The sequence below is a fragment of the Pseudomonas prosekii genome (assembly GCF_900105155.1).
GTDB classification, from domain to species: Bacteria; Pseudomonadota; Gammaproteobacteria; order Pseudomonadales; family Pseudomonadaceae; genus Aquipseudomonas; species Aquipseudomonas prosekii.
Genome location: NZ_LT629762.1, coordinates 2,961,666 through 2,980,061, shown reverse-complemented (window position 1 = coordinate 2,980,061; position 18,396 = coordinate 2,961,666). Strand labels below are relative to the sequence as shown.

At 58.7% G+C, this 18,396-nt stretch carries 20 protein-coding genes and 1 pseudogene; 4 read left to right on the top strand and 17 right to left on the bottom strand.

The window, feature by feature from the left end:
• Positions 1–9: 9 nt before the first annotated feature.
• The 14 genes and pseudogenes from tssG to tssA form a co-directional block, all read right to left on the bottom strand.
• A complete protein-coding gene (gene tssG / locus BLU01_RS13440; protein WP_092276048.1) occupies positions 10–1,017 on the bottom strand; it encodes a type VI secretion system baseplate subunit TssG in 1,008 nt (335 codons plus the stop codon).
• Entirely contained in the window at positions 981–2,768 is a 1,788-nt protein-coding gene (tssF, locus tag BLU01_RS13435) for a type VI secretion system baseplate subunit TssF (protein ID WP_092276045.1), read from the bottom strand. The genes tssG and tssF overlap by 37 nt, the downstream gene beginning before the upstream one ends.
• Entirely contained in the window at positions 2,758–3,222 is a 465-nt protein-coding gene (locus BLU01_RS13430) for a hypothetical protein (RefSeq protein WP_231987146.1), read from the bottom strand. The genes tssF and BLU01_RS13430 overlap by 11 nt, the downstream gene beginning before the upstream one ends.
• Positions 3,219–3,389 (bottom strand): hypothetical protein, encoded by a 171-nt coding sequence (locus BLU01_RS27575; protein ID WP_157720161.1) that lies wholly within the window; start codon positions 3,387–3,389, stop codon positions 3,219–3,221. Before BLU01_RS27575 ends, BLU01_RS13430 begins: the two co-directional genes overlap by 4 nt.
• Positions 3,386–3,781 (bottom strand): hypothetical protein, encoded by a 396-nt coding sequence (locus BLU01_RS13425; protein WP_157720160.1) that lies wholly within the window; start codon positions 3,779–3,781, stop codon positions 3,386–3,388. The genes BLU01_RS27575 and BLU01_RS13425 overlap by 4 nt, the downstream gene beginning before the upstream one ends.
• A complete protein-coding gene (locus BLU01_RS13420; RefSeq protein WP_092276039.1) occupies positions 3,778–4,164 on the bottom strand; it encodes a hypothetical protein in 387 nt (128 codons plus the stop codon). The genes BLU01_RS13425 and BLU01_RS13420 overlap by 4 nt, the downstream gene beginning before the upstream one ends.
• Entirely contained in the window at positions 4,161–4,433 is a 273-nt protein-coding gene (locus BLU01_RS13415; RefSeq protein ID WP_092276036.1) for a hypothetical protein, read from the bottom strand. Before BLU01_RS13415 ends, BLU01_RS13420 begins: the two co-directional genes overlap by 4 nt.
• 44 nt (positions 4,434–4,477) lie before the next feature.
• On the bottom strand, positions 4,478–4,873 hold the full coding sequence (locus BLU01_RS13410) for a hypothetical protein (RefSeq protein ID WP_092276032.1): 396 nt from the start codon (positions 4,871–4,873) through the stop codon (positions 4,478–4,480).
• Between the two features lie 143 nt (positions 4,874–5,016).
• Positions 5,017–5,415: a hypothetical protein gene (locus BLU01_RS13405; RefSeq protein ID WP_197675584.1), complete on the bottom strand. Its 399-nt coding sequence runs from the start codon at positions 5,413–5,415 to the stop codon at positions 5,017–5,019.
• A gap of 51 nt (positions 5,416–5,466) precedes the next feature.
• A pseudogene (locus BLU01_RS13400) lies at positions 5,467–5,739 on the bottom strand (PAAR domain-containing protein); the annotation flags it as partial.
• Between the two features lie 10 nt (positions 5,740–5,749).
• Positions 5,750–6,157 (bottom strand): type VI secretion system baseplate subunit TssE, encoded by a 408-nt coding sequence (gene tssE / locus BLU01_RS13395; RefSeq protein WP_092276026.1) that lies wholly within the window; start codon positions 6,155–6,157, stop codon positions 5,750–5,752.
• Positions 6,158–6,170: 13 nt separating this feature from the next.
• On the bottom strand, positions 6,171–7,646 hold the full coding sequence (gene tssC, locus BLU01_RS13390) for a type VI secretion system contractile sheath large subunit (protein WP_092276023.1): 1,476 nt from the start codon (positions 7,644–7,646) through the stop codon (positions 6,171–6,173).
• A gap of 28 nt (positions 7,647–7,674) precedes the next feature.
• Positions 7,675–8,178 carry a type VI secretion system contractile sheath small subunit gene (tssB, locus tag BLU01_RS13385; protein WP_092276020.1) on the bottom strand — a complete coding sequence of 168 codons (504 nt, stop codon included), beginning with the start codon at positions 8,176–8,178 and terminating at the stop codon, positions 7,675–7,677.
• Positions 8,179–8,210: 32 nt separating this feature from the next.
• Positions 8,211–9,767, bottom strand: coding sequence for a type VI secretion system protein TssA (gene tssA, locus BLU01_RS13380; RefSeq protein WP_092276017.1), 1,557 nt, complete (start codon positions 9,765–9,767; stop codon positions 8,211–8,213).
• Positions 9,768–10,478: 711 nt separating this feature from the next.
• On the opposite strand from tssA, the gene BLU01_RS13375 reads away from it, so the two are divergent.
• Genes BLU01_RS13375 through BLU01_RS13360 form a run of 4 tightly spaced genes read left to right on the top strand, consistent with a single transcriptional unit; the run spans position 10,479 to position 16,367 of the window.
• Positions 10,479–12,497, top strand: a complete 2,019-nt coding sequence (locus BLU01_RS13375; RefSeq protein ID WP_092276014.1) for a type VI secretion system Vgr family protein — start codon at positions 10,479–10,481, stop codon at positions 12,495–12,497.
• Positions 12,494–13,342, top strand: a complete 849-nt coding sequence (locus BLU01_RS13370) for a DUF4123 domain-containing protein (protein WP_092276011.1) — start codon at positions 12,494–12,496, stop codon at positions 13,340–13,342. The genes BLU01_RS13375 and BLU01_RS13370 overlap by 4 nt, the downstream gene beginning before the upstream one ends.
• Positions 13,339–14,133 (top strand): hypothetical protein, encoded by a 795-nt coding sequence (locus BLU01_RS13365; protein ID WP_092276008.1) that lies wholly within the window; start codon positions 13,339–13,341, stop codon positions 14,131–14,133. The genes BLU01_RS13370 and BLU01_RS13365 overlap by 4 nt, the downstream gene beginning before the upstream one ends.
• A 35-nt stretch (positions 14,134–14,168) precedes the next feature.
• On the top strand, positions 14,169–16,367 hold the full coding sequence (locus tag BLU01_RS13360; protein WP_092276005.1) for a lipase family protein: 2,199 nt from the start codon (positions 14,169–14,171) through the stop codon (positions 16,365–16,367).
• A gap of 90 nt (positions 16,368–16,457) precedes the next feature.
• Here BLU01_RS13360 and BLU01_RS13355 read toward each other — a convergent pair whose 3' ends face one another.
• The 3 genes from BLU01_RS13355 to BLU01_RS13345 all read right to left on the bottom strand — a co-directional run bounded on the left by BLU01_RS13355 (position 16,458) and on the right by BLU01_RS13345 (position 18,262).
• The gene (locus BLU01_RS13355; protein ID WP_003213368.1) at positions 16,458–16,733 is read right to left on the bottom strand and encodes an HU family DNA-binding protein; all 276 of its coding nucleotides are present in this window, start codon (positions 16,731–16,733) and stop codon (positions 16,458–16,460) included.
• A 192-nt stretch (positions 16,734–16,925) separates the two neighbouring features.
• Positions 16,926–18,074: an NAD(P)/FAD-dependent oxidoreductase gene (locus BLU01_RS13350; protein WP_092276002.1), complete on the bottom strand. Its 1,149-nt coding sequence runs from the start codon at positions 18,072–18,074 to the stop codon at positions 16,926–16,928.
• 20 nt (positions 18,075–18,094) lie between these two features.
• A complete protein-coding gene (locus tag BLU01_RS13345; RefSeq protein WP_003437744.1) occupies positions 18,095–18,262 on the bottom strand; it encodes a rubredoxin in 168 nt (55 codons plus the stop codon).
• Positions 18,263–18,396: the final 134 nt, after the last annotated feature.

Here is an 18,396-nt window from a genome sequence, read left to right as displayed (position 1 = left end):
CATCCGTCCTTAATGAATTTTGCTGCCCAGGGTCACCACGCCGTCCGCTTTTTCGCGGCCGAGCCAACTGGTCCACCCCAGGCGACAGGCGTTCTGCTCACCAATGCGCAGTTCGCGGATTTCTTCCTGGCGCAAGACCAGGCGAATGTCGTAATCGAGCGGGTCACGCAGGGTGAACCGCACCAGCGCGCACAGCGGCTGGTAGCCGAAACCGATCGGCAGGAATTCGTGAAAACGCAGCCAGTCGAGCTCGCGAATGTGGATGCGGAATTTGCCGCTGCGATCACGCACGTGTTCGCCCAGCACCAGGTCTTCGCCGATCATGCTGTTGGCACGTCCCAAACGATTGCGCTGCTCGTCGAGAATTTCCACGCGACGCTCGATGCACTGCTCGATGGTCAGTTCGGCGTGCTTGAAGTAGTAACGCAGCACCGCTTCGATCAGCGCCGCCGAGTGCGCGCGCAAGCTGAGCAGGCCGAGGTACGGCAGCAGGCGTTTCCAGTTGAGTTCCTTGGCTTTGCGGATCTCTTCGCCGCCCAGGCCGATCAGCGCAAACAGCTGCGCGGAGAACGGGTCGAGCGCGCCGCTTTCGAAACTGGCGCGGTAGCGATACTTGCGCCAGATCGGCAGCATCAGCCGTTGCAGGCGATGGTGGAACAGGTCGAGAAAGTGTCGTGTCGGGTTGCCGTCCTCGCTGTCGCCCAGGGCTTGCTCGCCGTAGAACGCCGGCAGCGGCGAGCCAGAACCGACCAGGCCGATCAGGTTGAAACGCATGCGCGCGCGCAGTTGCCCGTGCTCGGTGAAAAACTCCACGCGATCGACGTCACTGCCGGGGAAACCAAGGCTCGGATTGGCCTGGAATTCCAGCTGATCGTACAGATCGTCCTGGCTCATGTGCGGGTGCGCGTCACGCAACCGATCGACCACCAGCAGCACGGCCTGAAACAGCGAGTACTCGCGTATTCCTCGGGTCAGCCCGCTTAAAGCAGCGGCTGAAGGCCCATACGTGGTGTCCATTGGTACACCTCTCCCTGTGTGCTTTTTACGCGCAGCTCATGGTACGAATTGAGACTGGCGTAAAGCGCGAAAAACTCGTTGAGAACCGAAGCGAAAACGAACAGGTCGCCCTCGCCGATATACCCTTCCGGGTCGATGGTCAGCTCGGTGCGCAACCCGCGTACCGGCAACCCTCGGTGCAATCTGTCGACGTGTTGATGCTTGATCGACTTGAGCCCGCCCAGCAGGCGCTTGCTGACTTTTTCAGCGTGTTGGTCGTAATAACGCGGCAGGTCGTAGGTTTCGAGAATCACCTTCAACGCGTTGACGTCGGCCAGCGACAAATAGTTAAGCGACATGTTGCTGATCAGCTTCCACAGGAAGTCGCGGTTCAGCGGCGGCGCGTAACTCGGCGTGGCCGGAGTGATGTTGCGGAAACTGAGGAACTCCGGCGTCTCTTCGCACGCCTGGCTGATGTCGCCGAGCTTGAGCTTGCGCGGCAGGTTCTGGTTGGTGCACATCAGCTCGATCGACAGGGTTTCGTGCGCTTCGGTGTGGCGGATGCCGAAGCTCAGGTAGGTGTCGAGGCCGTCATGCAGCGACGACGAGCGCTGGCGGATGCTGTAATGCGGACGGCTGTTGGGCACGTCGAAACTCGGGTCGTGCTCGAACGATTCGAACGGCACGTATTCCTGATAACCGAGGCCGCCAGGCTTCCATCCCGTGACGGTTTCCACGGAGAACACGCCGCAGTTTTCCAAGTCGTATTCGGCCGGCAGCAACAGGTATTCGTCCTGCTTGCCATCGAGGCGAATCGGCAGCGCATCGTGCTTGAACAGGTTGACGATCGGCGTGCAATAGAGCTTCACGTTGTCCAGCGTCGGACGCAGGCGCTGGATGCCGCTCTTGCGAATATCGAAACGCAATTCGAGCCCGCGCACTTGCTTGAGCGTGTCTTCCGGCAAGGCGTTGAGCAGGTCCAGACCGTTGACATCGACGAACAGGAATTTGTCCTGGAAGGCGAAATATTCTTGCAGGTAGCGGTAGCCGCGGAAGGTGTTGAGCGGGTACGGAATCAGCGCTTCTTCTTCGGCAAAACCTACCGGCTGCACGCGGTCGCCGGGCATCTTGAACGCCATCGGTACACCGTTGACGCCATTGATCGGCTTGCCGGCGCCGTCCAGCGGGATCAGTTCGATGCCTTGCAGATTGCGCAGCAGGCTCAAGTACAACATCTGGCTGATGTAGCGCTCGCCGGCGAAGTGCAGGCGCAAGCGGCTCAGGTCGAGCTCGCCGAGGTGGCCGTCGGCGCTCATCTGCAGGCGCAGGCTCAACAGCGAACCATCGCCCTTCACCGAATAATTCAGCGCGGCCAGATCCAGCGGCAAGACTTCGGTCGGGTAGCACGTGCGGAAGCGGCAGCGCACGTCATCGATCGGCACGCTTTCGACCGGCGTATCGCGCTCGACCATCAACGCAGGACCCGAACGTTTCAGCGGATCAAACTGCAAAATGCTGAACGCCGGCAGCGGCCGCATGTAGTTGGGCCACAGCAAGTGCATCAGCGAATGGCTGAGTTCCGGCAGCTCGTCATCGAGCTTCTGGCGCAGGCGGCCGGTCAGGAACGCAAAGCCCTCGAGCAACCGCTCCACGTCCGGATCCCGCCCGGCCTGACCCAGGAAAGGCGCCAACGCCGGGCTACGCTCGGCGAATCGACGACCTAACTGGCGAAGTGCGGTGAGTTCGCTTTGGTAGTAGTGGTTAAAGGACACGGGTTACCTGCCTGGTATTGAATCTCATGAAAAAAAATGTCCAGTAGAGCGCGACCGTCAGACCGGAAACGACGTAGCCGACGACCAGCAGGTAGGGCAAAAACACCACCCACATCACCATCATTCCAAGCCCGGCGAGGTGCCCAAAAAGCAAAAAGCCCAGCCCGCCGATCACCCATGGCGCGGCGTAAAAAGGGATGAACATCAGCGGCGCGCACCAGATTTTCTTCACGATCTGTTGTTCGGTTGTCCTGCTCAGCTTTCGCGTTGCCCACGCGGCAAAAACGATATAGGCCAGGGCTCCGAAGCAGAGGACGTGGATCATCAGGAACTGCTCCCAGTTGAATGCCGTCGGGTACCACACCGTCGATTCGAGATAAATCAGAACCTCGAACGCGATGATCGGCACCCAGAGGGCGGCGCCCAGGAATAGTCGACGGCTCAGACTGATCACTGGCAGACACCTGCGGTCGGGTCATTCAGGGTCACGTATGCCACACCGCCGAGGCGGTGGATCAATACGGTGATGAGCATTCGGCCAAGGGTGTTCATGTCACCGAACAGATTGGCGTCGGCCACGTACTTCAGGTAACCACGCATCTCGACCAATACGTTGATCATGGGCAAAAGACTCCATCCTTGAGTGTCCAGATACGTCGACCGCCATCGCGCTCACGCTTGATGCCAAGCAGGGCGTTGCGTATGTCGTGCGCACTGAAGAGACGCGTTTGTTCAGATCCTTTGACGGTCAGCGAGAAGTTGTCATCTACCTGTATATCGCCCTCTTCGTCGTAGGACAGGTAACTGGCCACGGCGAACTGGTTGCCCGGCGCAAGCACGCGCGGCTTCATCAGCGGCAGCCAGTTGCTGGCGTTCTGCGATTCGACTTGCAGCGGCACGCCGCAGGTATTCAACAGGTCAATTTGGTAAATGTACTTCAGTTGAGTCGTGCAGCCGGCCAACAACAGACAGCCCACCGCCAACACAGACGCTATGAAGGATAGAAGGTTCATGGACGAGCCTCTTCTCTGTCCGCTGTCATCGGCAGATACGAATCGACATAGACGTATCCGTCGTCAGCACTGTTGACCCGCGCCATCGTCAACGGCTTACCGTCCGGGGTTTGGAAACGGACCCAACCTTCGCGGTAGATATCGCCATGCTCATACCGCACCTGCACAAAATAATCCGGCGGATTGGACTGGGTGATCTCGATGAAAAAGCCGCCATCCTGCGCTCCCCGCCATACCGCATCGGGGTGACCCGGCAGCACTGGCGTTGCAGGGTTGGAGGGCCGTAGCGAGAAAAGCAGCGTCACCAGCGCGATGATCGCCAATACACCGATCGCGCTCAGCACATGATTAAGCCATTTCCAGACCCGCATCGAACGCGTCATGGCGTGCACCAAGTGCGCACATCGCGCTTGTCAAAGCCTGCACACTGATTGCGCTTGGCGATTGACCGATATGGTTCGTCTGGGGTGTAGACGAAGTAGTAGTAGCGGTGCGCGTCCTCCCCATAGAGCCAGTAGTTGCTGGAACCCCGGTTGATTTCATAGGGTTCGAAGGTCCAGATCGACGATTCACGTGGAATGAAATTCGCCCGGTCCGTCAGCAACATAAAGGCGTTGGAAATCACGGGCGTCGCCCAGGCCAAGGACACCATAACGGCCGCGACGGCTAGTGCGCCGAGCGATGTGAATAGCCGACTCACAACCTGGCTACTCCCTGCGTTGCACGCCAACGGGTAACCGCCGCATCGAGGGCACGTGTCACCAGAATTGCGGAAACGGTCAAACCGCCCGCCAACGCGCAATACGCCATGGCGCGAACAGGGTATTGCGGCAGCAGGTAAATCAGGATCGAGACCATCATGAAGATCGCCACGCCAAACTTGATGGCCAGGCGAGGGATGAAGACCAAAACGAGGTTCAGGAAAACGAAAAAGTAAAAAATCAGGTACATGCCCATGCCGATTGCGACGCCACGGGAGGTCAGCCCGCCGACCAGGGTTTTATAGATCGGCACGGCGAAGCCATTCATCACGATATAGAGCACGCAAGCCATCCCATGGATGACCAACCCGATCACTCGTTGGCTATTCATGTTCAAGCGCTGCCACGCGATTCTTCGCCACGATCAATCACCCAAAATCCCTCTTCCCTTTCATCCTGTAAAAATTCATCCGAGAAACCACCAAAACACTGGCGATGCAGGCCAAAAATCCCATCACCATCGAAAGCGCCAGATCACTGCAATGCCTCGGCAGGACAAAACGAGCGGTCTTCGATCGTCCATGCACGTACTGCGTTGTCTTCGACCTTCTCCACCCTCGCCAACGCCGTGCACAACGTCTGCGCATCAATGGTTTTGACGGCGCTGGCGGTTTTGATCACCAGGCTGTACCGGGCGCTTATCTGCCCCGAAACATCCTTCCCTGCCGACCTGTAGTTGGCGATGGAGCGGTGCTCACCCGGGGCCAACGTGAGGCGACGCGGCTGGTCGTCGTAGTTGGAGTCATGGACCAGCGACAGCTCCAGCGGTATGCCGCAGGTGTTCAGGAAATACACATCGTTGCGGTAGACCTGTTGTGCGGCGCAAGCCGTGAATGAAACGCCGCACGCCAAAAAAACTGTCCACCTGAACATCGAGCTCATCCCTGCAGGTCTTCATCAGCACATCTACGCTAGCGCTGGCTAGCTTCCGATAATCACCGTCCCGGACCCGGCCGTGACCTTGTTGCCATGAGTCCCAACTGAATCCACCGTCGCAGCCGGTTTGCCGTTAATCAAAACCGTCGTCGCCAACCCGCCCGACATCGCACCACCACACGCCGAGGCATCGCCTTGGCGGGCGGCCGCGAGGCCGTCGAAGAAGACGTCGCCGGAACCGGCGGCGATCGGGTTGGTGCCGTGACCGGGGAGCGGGCAAGCGGTGGGGTCGGTGACGCGTGCTGCGGGTTTACCAGCCATCGGGGTCTCCTTAGTTGACCTTCACTTGACCGCTGCCATCCAGGCGCGCGGCGAAACTGACCTGGCGCTTGAAACCATCAACTTCCAGCAGGCCTTCGATGCTGAAGGACAGGCGCAGTTGATCGTGGTCACGCGGCAGGGAAATGACACGCACATTGCTCAGGCGTGGCTCGTAGGCTTCGATGAAATTCTCGATCGCCAGACGGGCCTGACTCAGGGAGTCGTGCAGGCTCAGACGCATGTCATTGAGATCGGGCAACCCGTAATCGGACAGCGTTTGCACGCTGCCCGCACGGGTGCTGAGCATCTTGGCCAGATGGGCAGCCACGGACGCCATCGCGGAGACCTCGCGGCTCCAGCCGACGCGTTTTTGCGCGTCGCCACCCAGGCGTTCGAACAGGCTGCCGTATCCAGTCATGAGTTAGCTCCGTTTACTCTTTGTCCAGCTTGCCAACCAGCGACAGGGTGAAATCTGCACCCATGTACTTGAAGTGCGGGCGCACGTTCAGGCTGACGCGGTACCAGCCAGGCTCGCCTTCGACATCGCTGACGATGATCTGGGCAGCGCGCAGTGGACGACGGCCACGGACTTCGGCGCTTGGGTTTTCCTGGTCGGCCACGTACTGGCGGATCCACTTGTTGAGTTCCAGCTCAAGGTCGGTACGTTCTTTCCACGAACCGAGTTGCTCGCGCTGCAGCACTTTCAAGTAGTGAGCCAGGCGGTTGACGATCATCATGTACGGCAGTTGGGTGCCGAGCTTGTAGTTCAGTTCTGCAGCCTTGCCTTCTGCGCTGATGCCGAAGTTTTTCGGCTTCTGCACCGAGCTTGCGGAGAAGAACGCCGCGTTGTCGGAGCCTTTGCGCATGGTCAGGGAAATGAAGCCTTCCTCGGCCAGTTCGTATTCACGACGATCGCTGACCAGGACTTCCGTAGGAATCTTGGTTTCGATTTCGCCCATGCTTTCGAAATGGTGCAACGGCAGGTCTTCAACCGCGCCACCGCTCTGCGGGCCGATGATGTTCGGGCACCAGCGGAACTTGGCGAAACTGTCGGTCAGCTTGGTGCCGAACGCGTAGGCAGTGTTGCCCCACAGGTAGTGTTCGTGGCTGTTGGCGACGGTTTCTTTGTAGACGAACGATTTGACCGGGTTTTCTTCCGGATCGTACGGGTTGCGCAGCAGGAAACGCGGCACGGTCAGGCCAACGTAACGGGAGTCTTCCGACTCGCGGAAGCTCTGCCATTTGGCGAATTGCGGGCCTTCGAAGTGATCTTTCAGATCCTTGAGGTCCGGCAGACCGGTGAAGCTTTCCAGACCGAAGAACTTCGGACCGGCCGCCGCGATGAACGGCGCGTGGGACATGCAGGCTACGCTGGACACGTACTGCATCAGTTTCACGTCCGGCGAGCTTGGGGACATGTAGTAGTTAGCGATGATCGCGCCGACTGGCTGACCACCGAACTGACCGTATTCAGCGGTGTAGATGTGCTTGTACAGGCCAGCCTGCATCACTTCCGGCGAATCTTCGAAATCGTCCAGCAGGTCTTCTTTCGAGACGTTGAGGATTTCGATTTTGATGTTTTCGCGGAAGTTGGTGCGGTCGACCAGCAACTGCAGGCCACGCCACGACGATTCCAGCGACTGGAAATCCGGGTGGTGCAGGATTTCGTCCATCTGGCGGCTGAGCTTGGCATCGATCTCGGCGATCATGCGGTCGACCATGGCCTTCTTGACCGGCTCGCCGTTGTTCTGCGGCTTGAGCAGCTCTTCGATGAACGCCGACACGCCGCGCTTGGCGATGTCGTAGGCTTCGTCGTCCGGCGTCAGGCGGGTTTCGGCGATGATGCTGTCGAGAATGCTGTATTCGCCATTCTCTTTGCTCTTTTGCTGTGCTGCGCTAGTGCTCATTGTGTTGGCTTCCTTGGCTGATAGGGAATCAGGCGTCCTGGGCTGCGGCGTTCAGACCCAGCTCACCCAGTACGCGACCGCGGGATTCGTCGTCGGCGAGAACGCCTTCGATAGCTTTGCGGAACGCAGGCGCATTACCCAGCGGGCCTTTGAGGGCTACCAGCGCATCGCGCAGTTCCATCAGTTTTTTCAGCTCAGGCACTTGCTCGACCAGGCTGGCCGGGTTGAAGTCCTTCATCGAGTTGACGCGCAATTGAACGCCCAGCTCTTCAGTGCTGCCTTCTTCCTGAAGACGGTTCGGCACGCTCAACGACAAGCTCAGCTCTTGCTTGGCGAGCACTTCGTCGAAGGTCGTTTTGTCGATGCTGATCGGCTTGCGATCTTCGACTTTGCGCTCGTCCTTGCGGTGGGTGTAGTCACCGATTGCCAGCAATTTCAGCGGCAGTTCGATCTCTTCATTAGCACCGCCGGTCGCGGGTTTGAAGGTGACGTTGATGCGTTCCTTGGGGGCTACCGAGCCTTCTTTGGCCATGGCTTTTCTCCTTGCGGTTGTGGCCCTGGGGCCTATTCGAGTACCACTTCGAGATCGAGGTGGCACAGCCTGCGATAAATCTCTTCCTTGCGTTCACGTACGGCATGGTTCTGCGGCAGCAACTCGCAGCAGCTATGCAGCAAATGCAGCACTTCCAGCGCAAGATCGGGCTCCCAGGCACTCAGGCCTGAGTCCTGTAATGTTTGGTCGAGGGTTTCGAGTTGGGTCTTGGCCAGTTCGTATTTCTTGGCCATGAAGCACAGCCGCGCGAGGGCGAACTGCCAGAAGAACCGCACGCGCCCGCCGTGAGCGCTTTGCAGTCCTTGCTTGAGGATTTGCACGGCAGCCTTGAGGCCGTCCTTGCGCAAGATCGGCAAGACTTCTTCGAGCGCCACTTCCCAGGCGGGCTGGCTGTCGGCGACTTCGACTTTGCGCGGCGCACTGTTGGTTTGCAGGTGCGGCTGCACGTGTGCGCTGACCCAGGCGCGCGTGGCCGGGTCGGCGAACGGCGCGCCGTCATGGAAGCGCAATTCGATGATGCCGGGCAGTCGCTGAATCAAAAGCGCGAAGTGGATTTCCACTTCGCGCATCGCCATCTCGGCGTTCAGCCCCTGAAGGCATTCCCAGACCATTCGCTGGCCATCGAACCAGAACGGCGCCTTCGCAAGGCTGGCCTCCAGTTCCACCAACAGGTCTGCGTACTTGGCTTGATCGAAACGATCCTGATAGGCCTTGAGCTTGTCCGCCGGCAAGCCGCGCAACATGGTGATCTGCTCGGCATTGCGCTCGGGCACCGCGTCGATGGGCAACCACAGCAGCGTGCGATTAAGGCGCAAGGCGCGCAGGTCGGTGGCCTTCTGCTTAAGCCACCAGGCACACAGCGGACGGGCATTTTCCTGCTGCGCGCGCAGGGCTTTATGCGCTTCTTTTTCGTTGTCGATCGGTGCGCCGGGCGTAAACAGCTGCGTCGCGGCCTGCTTGACCTGGGCCACGGCGGCCCCGACCACGCCGGGTTCCGGCTGGTTGTCAGCGGCGCGTTGCACCATGTTTTTCAGGCGGCGGGAGATCGGCAGCAGCAGCGGCGCGTCATCGCCCAAGTGCTCGGTGCACGCAGCGTCGAGGCCTTCGAGGTGTTCCACCATCCGGCGGAACATCGGCAACTGCTCTTTGATCGCAACGTTTTCGGTCAGTACCTGCTCAAGACGCGGCACCAACCAACTAATGGCCGCGGAGCGGGTGCGGGCCTTGCTCGGATGAACTTCGGCCCAGTGGTTTTCCGACAGATGGTGCAGCAAACCGAGGCCGGCGAGCAGTCCCTGGAAGGATTCGCGCTGGTACAACGCCCAGGTCAGCCAGGCGCCGACACGCAAATCCTTGGACTGGGTGCGCAGCAGGTTTTCACTGTTTTCGCGGATTTTCAGCCAGTCGATCTGCCCGGCTTCGTGCATCGATTGGGCCTTGGCCAGCTCGCTTTCCAACGCCTCATATTCGCTTGAAAAGCGAACGTCCTCGCCCGCGAAATTCTCTTTGGAAACAGAGGCTTTAGCGAGTTCAAGGTAATGGGCGGAAAGTTTGCTTGAGTAGGACATCCATGGCCTTTAGTTAGGATTACGGTCACACGCCAATTGGATTCAACGGCGGCGGACAGTATCAAAGAGCTGCGAGGTCCTCATCCAATTGAGTTCGCGCTCTTTCAAGTGGGCGCATCGTAATCACAATGATGGCCACTAGCAAGCATCCGATTAAACAACAAGACGAACAGTTCTCTGATTCTTGTAGGAGATAACCCTACATGTGTAAGGGAATCCCTCTGATGGCAATCTAATGCCCTGTTTAGGGGGCTTCAGCACTCTTTTGGCAGCTTCAGAGCAATCACTCCAAATACTCGAAACTCTTGTCCGCTTGGTTCTCCCGGCGGAAACGGATAATGACAAAAATCACCGAAGATAAATGTAGGATCCGTCCTAAAAGTTACCGCAATCCGACTTCAATTTTATGAAAGACCGCCAGCAAACAAAAAAGTGCCACTAAAATAGTGGCATCTTTCGTTTCGTCATTAAGCAATTGTGCCTTAAGCGATTCGACCTCTCAGATCTCGATCAAACAGCAGCCTGTTATTGGCTGGCATCCCTTCTGTTAAACCGCCGAATTGAATCCCGGAACACTCTGACCGATGTCTAGGACCCCTCCTACATTTTCTTGTTTGTCGAGTTGATAGCGTGGCCTGAAACTCTCGTGATCGCAGACCAAGGACGGTTTGAGCATCGCGCGCTATCTCCAGCCTGCTTAAGGACAAGCGTATGTCTCGACCGGCCAATACGGCGCATTTCACCCTCCACATCCCCACGGTCCACAACGATTTCAAGGTGTTGGCATTCGATGGCACGGAAGCCGTCAGCAGTTTGTACGGCATTCACGTCGAACTGGTCAGCGAAAACCACGATTTCGACTTGGAGAGCTTGCTCAGTCAGCCTGCATTTTTGCAGTTCGGCCTTGAAGACGAAGGCATCCACGGTCGCATCGAAGAGGTGGTGATGGGGAAAACGGGCAAACGCCTGACGCGCTATCACCTGACGCTGGTGCCCGGGCTGCATTATTTGCAATTCAGCCGCCACCAGCGGATTTTCCAGAATCTGACGGTGCCGCAAATCATTGCCCAAGTGCTCGAGAGGCACGGCATTCAAACCGATGCGTTTGCCTTGCATGTCAGTGCCGCTCCCCCGCGCGAATACTGCACGCAGTACGCAGAAAGTGATTTCGAGTTGATTCAGCGCCTGTGTGCCGAGGACGGTATCGCCTGGCATCACCAGCATTCGCTCAAGGGCCATCTGCTGGTGTTCACCGATGATCAGACGTACTTCCGCAAATTGGGCGAAACCCCCTATCAGCAAGATTGCGGCATGGTCACGGAGCATCCGGTGGTCAGCGGGTTTTCCATGCGCTTCAGCACGCGCACCAGCACCGTGACGCGCCGCGACTACGACATGCAACGGCCCAGCCTGTTACTGCAAAGCAGCTTCACTGCCGAGTTCAGCCCAGAGCTTGAGGATTATCGCTACCCGCTGAAGCTCGACAATGAAAAACGCGGCAAGCAGCTGGCTCGGCAAGCCTTGGAGCGGCATCGTTTCGACTACCAAATCGCCGAGGGCCGGAGCGACCAGCCGTGCCTGCGCAGCGGTCACTTTTTCAACCTTACCGGGCACCCGCGCAAAACCTGCAATGACCTGTGGCTGTTATTAAGCGTCACGCACACTGGCCGCCAGCCCCAGGCACTCGAAGAGGCGCTGACCGGCGACGTGAAACCTGAGGACGGTTTCACTCAGGGTTATCGCAACAGCTTCAGCGCGATTCCGTGGGACATGTTTTACCGACCACCGATGTGCAGCCGAAAAACCTTGCTGGTGACCCAGACTGCGCGCGTCACCGGACCTGCCGGCGAAGAGATTTACTGCGATGAATTCGGCCGCGTCAAAGTCGAATTTCACTGGGACCGCGCCGAGCTCGACAGCGAGCGCAGCAGTTGCTGGCTGCGCGTCGCGTCCAATTGGGCCGGCGAAGGTTTCGGCTCGGTGACGATTCCGCGCGTCGGCATGGAAGTCGTGGTCACTTACCTCGAAGGCGATCCCGACCAGCCGCTGATTACCGGTTGTGTGGCCAACAAAGTCACGTCCGTGCCATACACCTTGCCCGAGCATAAAAGCAAAACCGTGCTGCGCAGCAATAGCTCGCCGCATACCGGCGGCTACAACGAGCTGTCGATTGAAGACCGCGCCGGGCTAGAGCAAATCTACCTGCGCGCCGAACGCGATCTCGAACAACTGATCCTCCACGACAGCAACACCCGGATTGGCCACGACCGTCGGCAACAGGTCAGTCGCAATAGCTTCAGCCTCATCGAAGGCGACGAGGTGCATACCACCCGCGGCGTGCGCGAAACCGTGGTCGGCGGCAATGAGTTGCTGAGCATCACCGGCAACAGCAGCACCTCGGCGGGTGGCACGCTGGTGATTCAGGCGGGTGCGCAGGCCAGCCTCAATGCCGCCAATATCGTGATCGATGCAGGCGCGAGCCTGACGTTGATGGCCGGTGGTCATCACTTGCTGATTACCGCCGGCGGGATTTTCAGCAGCGTCGCCATCGTGCAGGGCGGATCGCCCGCGGCGGGCCTGCTGCCGTCCGCTGCGATGGCGGGCGCCGCGCAACCCGTCATCGGCACCGTGCGCTCCATCGTGGCCGCCGCCCGCCAGCATGCTGCGGATTTTTGCCCGCTCTGCGAAGCCTGTCTTGATGGGCAATGCAGCATGGGAGCAACCGCATGATCCTTCCCGAACAGTGGTTGCGCGCACATTCCGATCAGGGTCATTGCCTCTATCTGATGCTGGATTGCGATGGCCAACTCGATGCGCGCGACGCGTTGCTCCAAGGCCTGGCAGCCGATCAATACCGTAGCGTCTACATCGGCACAGCGGCCAGTTCGCAGGCAGCCGACGGGCCGTACATTTTTCGGCTCGACAGGGCTGATCACCCGATCCTCAAAACGCTGCTCGAAACCCCTGAACTGCATTGGGGTTGGCTGGCGGCCAGCACGGACGATGACATCGCGGCTATAAGCCATCATTGGAGCGCCCGGTTGATCAGTGGTGAGCGACCGAATCAGGCGCTCTATCGCTTTCACGATAACCGCGTGCTCGGACGCGCCCTGGCGCATCTGCAACCCGAGCAATATCCAACATATCTCGGCCCGTTGGACAGCGTGTGCTACTGGCACGATGACCAGTGGATGATCACCAACAACCCCGATCCCGGCGCGCAGCCGCTGCCGGCCGAGCCACCGTGGCTGGCCATTCCCACCCCGCAAGCGACGTACGCCAGCGTGCAATTCGATAACGTTCACCGCTATCTGATGGCCGAGCACACGGACGCTTTTGCCAGGCTCGCCCAGCACCAGGACGTCAATGCATGGCTGCGCAACCTGCTAGACCTCGCCCATGCCTGGGGCTGGCGCGAACCTGAACACCTGCACTTCTTGCTGATGCAAACGTTGCAGTCGCCGGATTTTTCCGTTCCCACGTCCTGGAGCCCTCAGCCTGAGGAAACTTCGACCACTCACTTCGAGCGCCTGTATCAGGAAGCGCGTTACTGGCAGGGAGATGCCGCCTTATGAAAGACATGATTCAACATCTGGTCGCCGGCGGTTGTCTGGCCGTCATCGCAGGCTGCTCGGCAATCGAGAAAACCGACAGCTTCACCCTCACCGCCGACCTGCCGCCCAACTTTGCGTACGTTGCCAAGGTGCGTTACAAACCGGCTGTTGGGCAGACGTGCACTGTGCCGGCAAAGGAAAACAAGGCTGACGTCTTCAACCGCGAGTGGCGTACCGAGTACCAACCCAATTCGCAGATCAAGCTCTACCAGACAGTCAATGGCTGTCTGCTCGCGTTGAGCAGCATAAGGGTGGACATCAATGCGGCCTACGGAAAAGACCGAGGGGATGTTGGGGGGGATTTCGGCGCGATTCTCGTGGGTCAGCAGCCAAATGAGCGATACCGAGGCACCTTCAATGCGTCGGGCGAAAGTGAGTTTTTTGGAGAGTGTCAGTGGTTGTTTCGCACCGTCGGTAAATTGCGGCGCATTGTGAAACTTCTCGACTGTCGCAATACCGATGCGCAAGGCATTCCGTTTGGTCCGAAGCCCCTTGTGACACTTTCTTTGGAAGAACTGGCGGAAAAAACAGTTCGGTTAAAAATCAAGTTAGCTGAAGAAGAGGAACCCGCCTGGGGAGATCAATGGGTCAAGGTGCCCGGCGGGTGGAAACGCTGTATGGGCGACAACTTTGAAGACCCATACGCCTTTTGCCGCGGCAACTATAAGGACTTCAGCTCCTTCCACATGCCGGATGGCCGCAGCTGCACCATTTATCCCGGCTGCACAGAAAGCACGGAGGTGAAGCCGTGAAGCCAAATTCAATCTCAGAGCACGATAAACCCTTCATGGGTGGCGACATCCATGCGTGTCCAAAGCGTGGTCATTCAACCAGTTTTCAATTGGTGGATGAATTCGGGGACGGCAAACCCTACGCTGGGCTGGCCTATGAAGTCGTCGATTACGAAGATACTGTTCACACCGGCAGACTCGATTCCACCGGCTTCGGCAAGGTAGATAATCACTATCGAGGTGCGTTGATCCTCAAGATCAACCGAGAATATAAAGGGGGTGAGCAAACCTATTCGCTCTTGCAAGAGAGGCACCACTACCCCCTGCCTATCACCGAACTTCAAGTGCGCGCTGAAAAAACCCGATTCTTCGATAAAAGCGGCGCACGCACGCAAAACAGTCATGCAAAAGAACCCACCGATTTCTACTGCCAAGTGGAAGTCAGCGAGCTGGTTGAACAGGTGGCGCATTTACCGCCCCTATCCAAGCGCAACTTCGAGCCCGCCAATCACGTGCTGTTCATGATGCGCCAGCAATCGACATGTGCGAGGGGCGAGTCGGGCACCGACCTGAAAACAGCCAGACGTTTCGGCGTCGGACTACTGCCGAACCGACACCATGTGCTCGAAGTACGCCCTCTGCGGTCGTTGCGTCCTGTGCTGTCCACGGCCAACGAGTTTTGCGCACTGAACCTTTATCAACTGGCGCTGATGTCGACCCTCAGCTACACACGGTTCGGTCAAGATCCTGACGAGCAGCCGGTATCGTCAATGAAGGTCACTTTCCCTACGCAGCCAACCAGCGGCAACTGGTTCGGCGACGCATTGGCAACCGGAGAGGAAATTTGGCAGGTGGATGCGGGACAAAACACTGAAACGCCGTTTTATCCGCTGTATGAAGACGTTCCGTACTCCAAACGTCTGGAAATTATTCCGTTCAATCCTGAGTACTACCCGCGAGCGAATGCCCACGGTCTAGGAGATGAGCAGGAAAATCCCGCCAATGTTCACTCTCTCGACGACAGCAAGGAAAAAGGAGGAACCGATACCCAAGCCATCATCACTCATCACGACGAGCTGATTTTAATTGCCGTCCGCGGCACCAACGATCACCCATGGGACCTGCTGCGTGATATCGACGCGCATCAAGTACCTTTTGCAGAGGGAGTTGGGCAAGCACATCGAGGTTTCTATGAAGCCGCTAAAGTCGCCTATAGGTTCGCAACTAAATACCTCGATAAATTCCATTCCAACCAAAAACTCATCATCACCGGCCACAGCCTCGGCGGCGCCATCGCGTTGCTTCTAGTCGAGATGCTCCGCCGCCGACCAGGCTTCTCTTACGACATCCTCCTCTACACCTACGGCGCCCCCCGCGCCGCGGACCAAACCTTCGTCGATGGCGCCAGCGCCCTCACCCACCACCGCATGGTCAATCACAACGACCCGATCCCCAGCGTGCCCGGCACGCAAATGGATACCAAACCGGCAGTGATGGGCGCCGGCCTCGCGGTCGGCTTCGCCAACGCGCCACTCGGCGTTTCGATGTTTTTCGCGGGGGTGATCAATTTGAGCGGTGAAGCGTTCGCCCACCACGGCGAACTGCATCACTTCATGCCCGTGAGGTTCGAGAACGGCGATCAGGCTTCAATCCTCTGGCAGCCGGGCTGCGAGAGCATTAACCAACGCGCTTGTAATGAATTGCTTCAGCAGAAAAACGGTTTACCGAAACATCGGGCTTTTGAACCGAGCGTTTACATACTCAATCACCTGATGGTCGGCGGTTATATCCCCAACAGTTGGGCGACGCTGCGCCGCTGGCAGGAATCGCACGAATACAAACGGCCGATCGTCACCAGCCGCGAGTTCAAATGGGTCAGCGACGCCATTCAGAGCATGATCAACCAGTTGGAAAAATCCTCCCGCGAGACGCGTCCCGATGCTTATCGGCGCGCTCATCAAGGCGCAATCGACGCCATCATCGCGGAAAAGGGCAACCTGCAGGTCACCCGGGATCGCCTGGCGACGCTGCGCAAGGTCGCCAGCAGCGCCAATGTTTACGGGCATCTGGCAACAAACCCGCAGTTACTTGCCGATACCTTGAATCGCTGGAAGGCAAATCTCGCGAACACCGCCGCCGAACAACTGGCAAGCACACCGCCAGCCGTTGAGGACAACGACCAGGTCATTGCCGCCCTGACCGGGGGGCACGCAGTCGGTACGCCGTTTCATCTGGATATCGACTCGATCATGTGAACCCGCTGCGCATAAAAATGGGCCTGCGACTTAGTCGTCAGGCCCATCTTTCAATACGGTTCTCCCGGTGATTCAGGGAGCTCGCCGCACTTATGGATTTACGCTGTCTTTCAACGATTTGCCGGGCTTGAACGCGACGGTGTTGCTGGCCTTGATTTTGACTGGCTCACCGGTCTGCGGGTTTTTGCCGGTGCGGGCGCCGCGGTGGCGTTGCAGGAAAGTACCGAAGCCTACCAGCGTGACGCTGTCCTTGCGGTGCAGAGCGCCGGTGATTTCTTCGAGAACGGCGTTGAGAACGCGGTTCGCTTGTTCTTTGGTGAGGTCTGCTTTTTCCGCGATTGCAGCGGCGAGTTCTGGTTTACGCATTAGTGAAGCCCCTTTGACGGTTTTTTGTTGTTATGTCCGTGCTGTTCTCGTTGGAACAGCGCCCAAGGCGCCGCAGGTGCTCTACTCTGCGGCAGACGGGAGTGAGGATGGCACGCAGCGAAGAGCCGCGCCAGTCTCGGCGCGACCTTTGTAGGGGCAAAAGCGGGGTGATTCCGACAGAACGACCAGTATTTACGCCAGCAGGGCCGGAAGCTCTTTGTTCAACGCGAGTTTTTCCGTCACCGCCGCGCCTGTCAGGGCGTATCCGAGCAGTTTGCCCGAGGCATCGCGGCACAACGCCTTGATGTCGGCGCCCTGCCCTTCGACGGTCCAGACGCCTTCGGTGCCACGCGGTGGCGGCGAAACCACCAATGGGCAAACCGGTGTTTTTACAGTGATCGGCATGGCGCCATAGCTGACGGCGGTCGGGTTTCCGGCCAACGTCTGGGCCAGCGCTCTCGCACAGCTCATGAGGGGCATCACGTACAACAAATTCAGCCCATCGACCTCGGCGCAATCGCCCAAGGCGTAGATATTGGCGTGGGACGTCTTCAAATGCCGATCGACCATGACGCCGCGATTGACCTGAACGCCTGCCGCCGCCGCCAGATCAATGCGCGGGCGCAGACCGATCGCCGAGACCACCACATCGCAGGCAATCACTTGGCCGTCGGACAGATGCGCTTCGAGGCCATCGGCCGAACGCTGCAGGCGATTGAGCACCGGCCCGAGATGGAAACGCGCGCCGAGGCTTTCCAGGCCCGCCTGCACCGCAGCGGCTGCCGCCGGGTGCAGCAACGTCGGCATCACCTGTTCGCATGGCGCGATCAGCTGCACTTCGTAACCTCCGAGAATCAGGTCGTTGGCGAACTCGCAGCCAATCAGGCCGGCGCCCAGCACCAGCACCCGGCGCTTGCCGACGGCTGCCGCGCGAAAACGTGCGTAATCTTCCAGATCGTTGATCGGGAACACCGCGTCCGCGCCATCACCTTCAATCGGCACACGCACGGTTTCCGCGCCCCAGGCAAGGATCAGGTCCCGGTAGATCACCGATTCCTCGCCGATCCACAGGCGTTTGTGACCGGGGTCGATGCCGCTGATGCGCGTGTGGGTGCGCACTTCGGCTTTCAACTGTTCAGCCATGGCGCCCGGTTCGGACATGCTCAGACCGTCGGCGTCCTTGTTTTTGCCGAACCCGGTGGAGAGCATCGGCTTGGAGTAGGAACGCCCGTCATCGGCAGTAATCAGCAGCAGCGGGGTTTCGCCATCGAGTTTGCGAAACTCCCGGGCCAGGTTGTAGCCAGCCAGGCCGGTACCGATGATCACGACAGGTGCGTTCATTCCCAACTCCATTTTTTGTCTTAGTTGATTTCGATCATTTCGAAATCCATCTTGCCTACGCCGCAGTCCGGGCACAGCCAGTCTTCCGGCACGTCTTGCCACAGAGTACCCGGCGCAATGCCGTCATCCGGCCAGCCGTCGGCTTCGTTATAGATCAGGCCGCAGACAATACATTGCCACTTTTTCATTCAGTCATTTCCTCAGGATTCAGGCTATTGCTGGCGCGAACGGTCGATGGGTGCAGCGTTGCCGTCCGGCTCAGGGCGTTTTGTACTGATCGGACCCGACAGATGCAAGCGCGTTCGATGCAACAGCCGGCCGG

What these genes read in the sequence shown, in the direction of transcription:
- tssG (WP_092276048.1), bottom strand. Translation starts at nt 1,017, where the DNA reads ATGGACACCACGTATGGGCCTTCAGCCGCTGCTTTAAGCGGGCTGACC.
- BLU01_RS27575 (WP_157720161.1), bottom strand. Translation starts at nt 3,389, where the DNA reads ATGATCAACGTATTGGTCGAGATGCGTGGTTACCTGAAGTACGTGGCC.
- BLU01_RS13425 (WP_157720160.1), bottom strand. Translation starts at nt 3,781, where the DNA reads ATGAACCTTCTATCCTTCATAGCGTCTGTGTTGGCGGTGGGCTGTCTG.
- BLU01_RS13420 (WP_092276039.1), bottom strand. Translation starts at nt 4,164, where the DNA reads ATGACGCGTTCGATGCGGGTCTGGAAATGGCTTAATCATGTGCTGAGC.
- BLU01_RS13415 (WP_092276036.1), bottom strand. Translation starts at nt 4,433, where the DNA reads ATGGTGTCCTTGGCCTGGGCGACGCCCGTGATTTCCAACGCCTTTATG.
- BLU01_RS13410 (WP_092276032.1), bottom strand. Translation starts at nt 4,873, where the DNA reads ATGAATAGCCAACGAGTGATCGGGTTGGTCATCCATGGGATGGCTTGC.
- BLU01_RS13405 (WP_197675584.1), bottom strand. Translation starts at nt 5,415, where the DNA reads ATGTTCAGGTGGACAGTTTTTTTGGCGTGCGGCGTTTCATTCACGGCT.
- tssE (WP_092276026.1), bottom strand. Translation starts at nt 6,157, where the DNA reads ATGACTGGATACGGCAGCCTGTTCGAACGCCTGGGTGGCGACGCGCAA.
- tssC (WP_092276023.1), bottom strand. Translation starts at nt 7,646, where the DNA reads ATGAGCACTAGCGCAGCACAGCAAAAGAGCAAAGAGAATGGCGAATAC.
- tssB (WP_092276020.1), bottom strand. Translation starts at nt 8,178, where the DNA reads ATGGCCAAAGAAGGCTCGGTAGCCCCCAAGGAACGCATCAACGTCACC.
- tssA (WP_092276017.1), bottom strand. Translation starts at nt 9,767, where the DNA reads ATGTCCTACTCAAGCAAACTTTCCGCCCATTACCTTGAACTCGCTAAA.
- BLU01_RS13375 (WP_092276014.1), top strand. Translation starts at nt 10,479, where the DNA reads ATGTCTCGACCGGCCAATACGGCGCATTTCACCCTCCACATCCCCACG.
- BLU01_RS13370 (WP_092276011.1), top strand. Translation starts at nt 12,494, where the DNA reads ATGATCCTTCCCGAACAGTGGTTGCGCGCACATTCCGATCAGGGTCAT.
- BLU01_RS13365 (WP_092276008.1), top strand. Translation starts at nt 13,339, where the DNA reads ATGAAAGACATGATTCAACATCTGGTCGCCGGCGGTTGTCTGGCCGTC.
- BLU01_RS13360 (WP_092276005.1), top strand. Translation starts at nt 14,169, where the DNA reads ATGGGTGGCGACATCCATGCGTGTCCAAAGCGTGGTCATTCAACCAGT.
- BLU01_RS13355 (WP_003213368.1), bottom strand. Translation starts at nt 16,733, where the DNA reads ATGCGTAAACCAGAACTCGCCGCTGCAATCGCGGAAAAAGCAGACCTC.
- BLU01_RS13350 (WP_092276002.1), bottom strand. Translation starts at nt 18,074, where the DNA reads ATGAACGCACCTGTCGTGATCATCGGTACCGGCCTGGCTGGCTACAAC.
- BLU01_RS13345 (WP_003437744.1), bottom strand. Translation starts at nt 18,262, where the DNA reads ATGAAAAAGTGGCAATGTATTGTCTGCGGCCTGATCTATAACGAAGCC.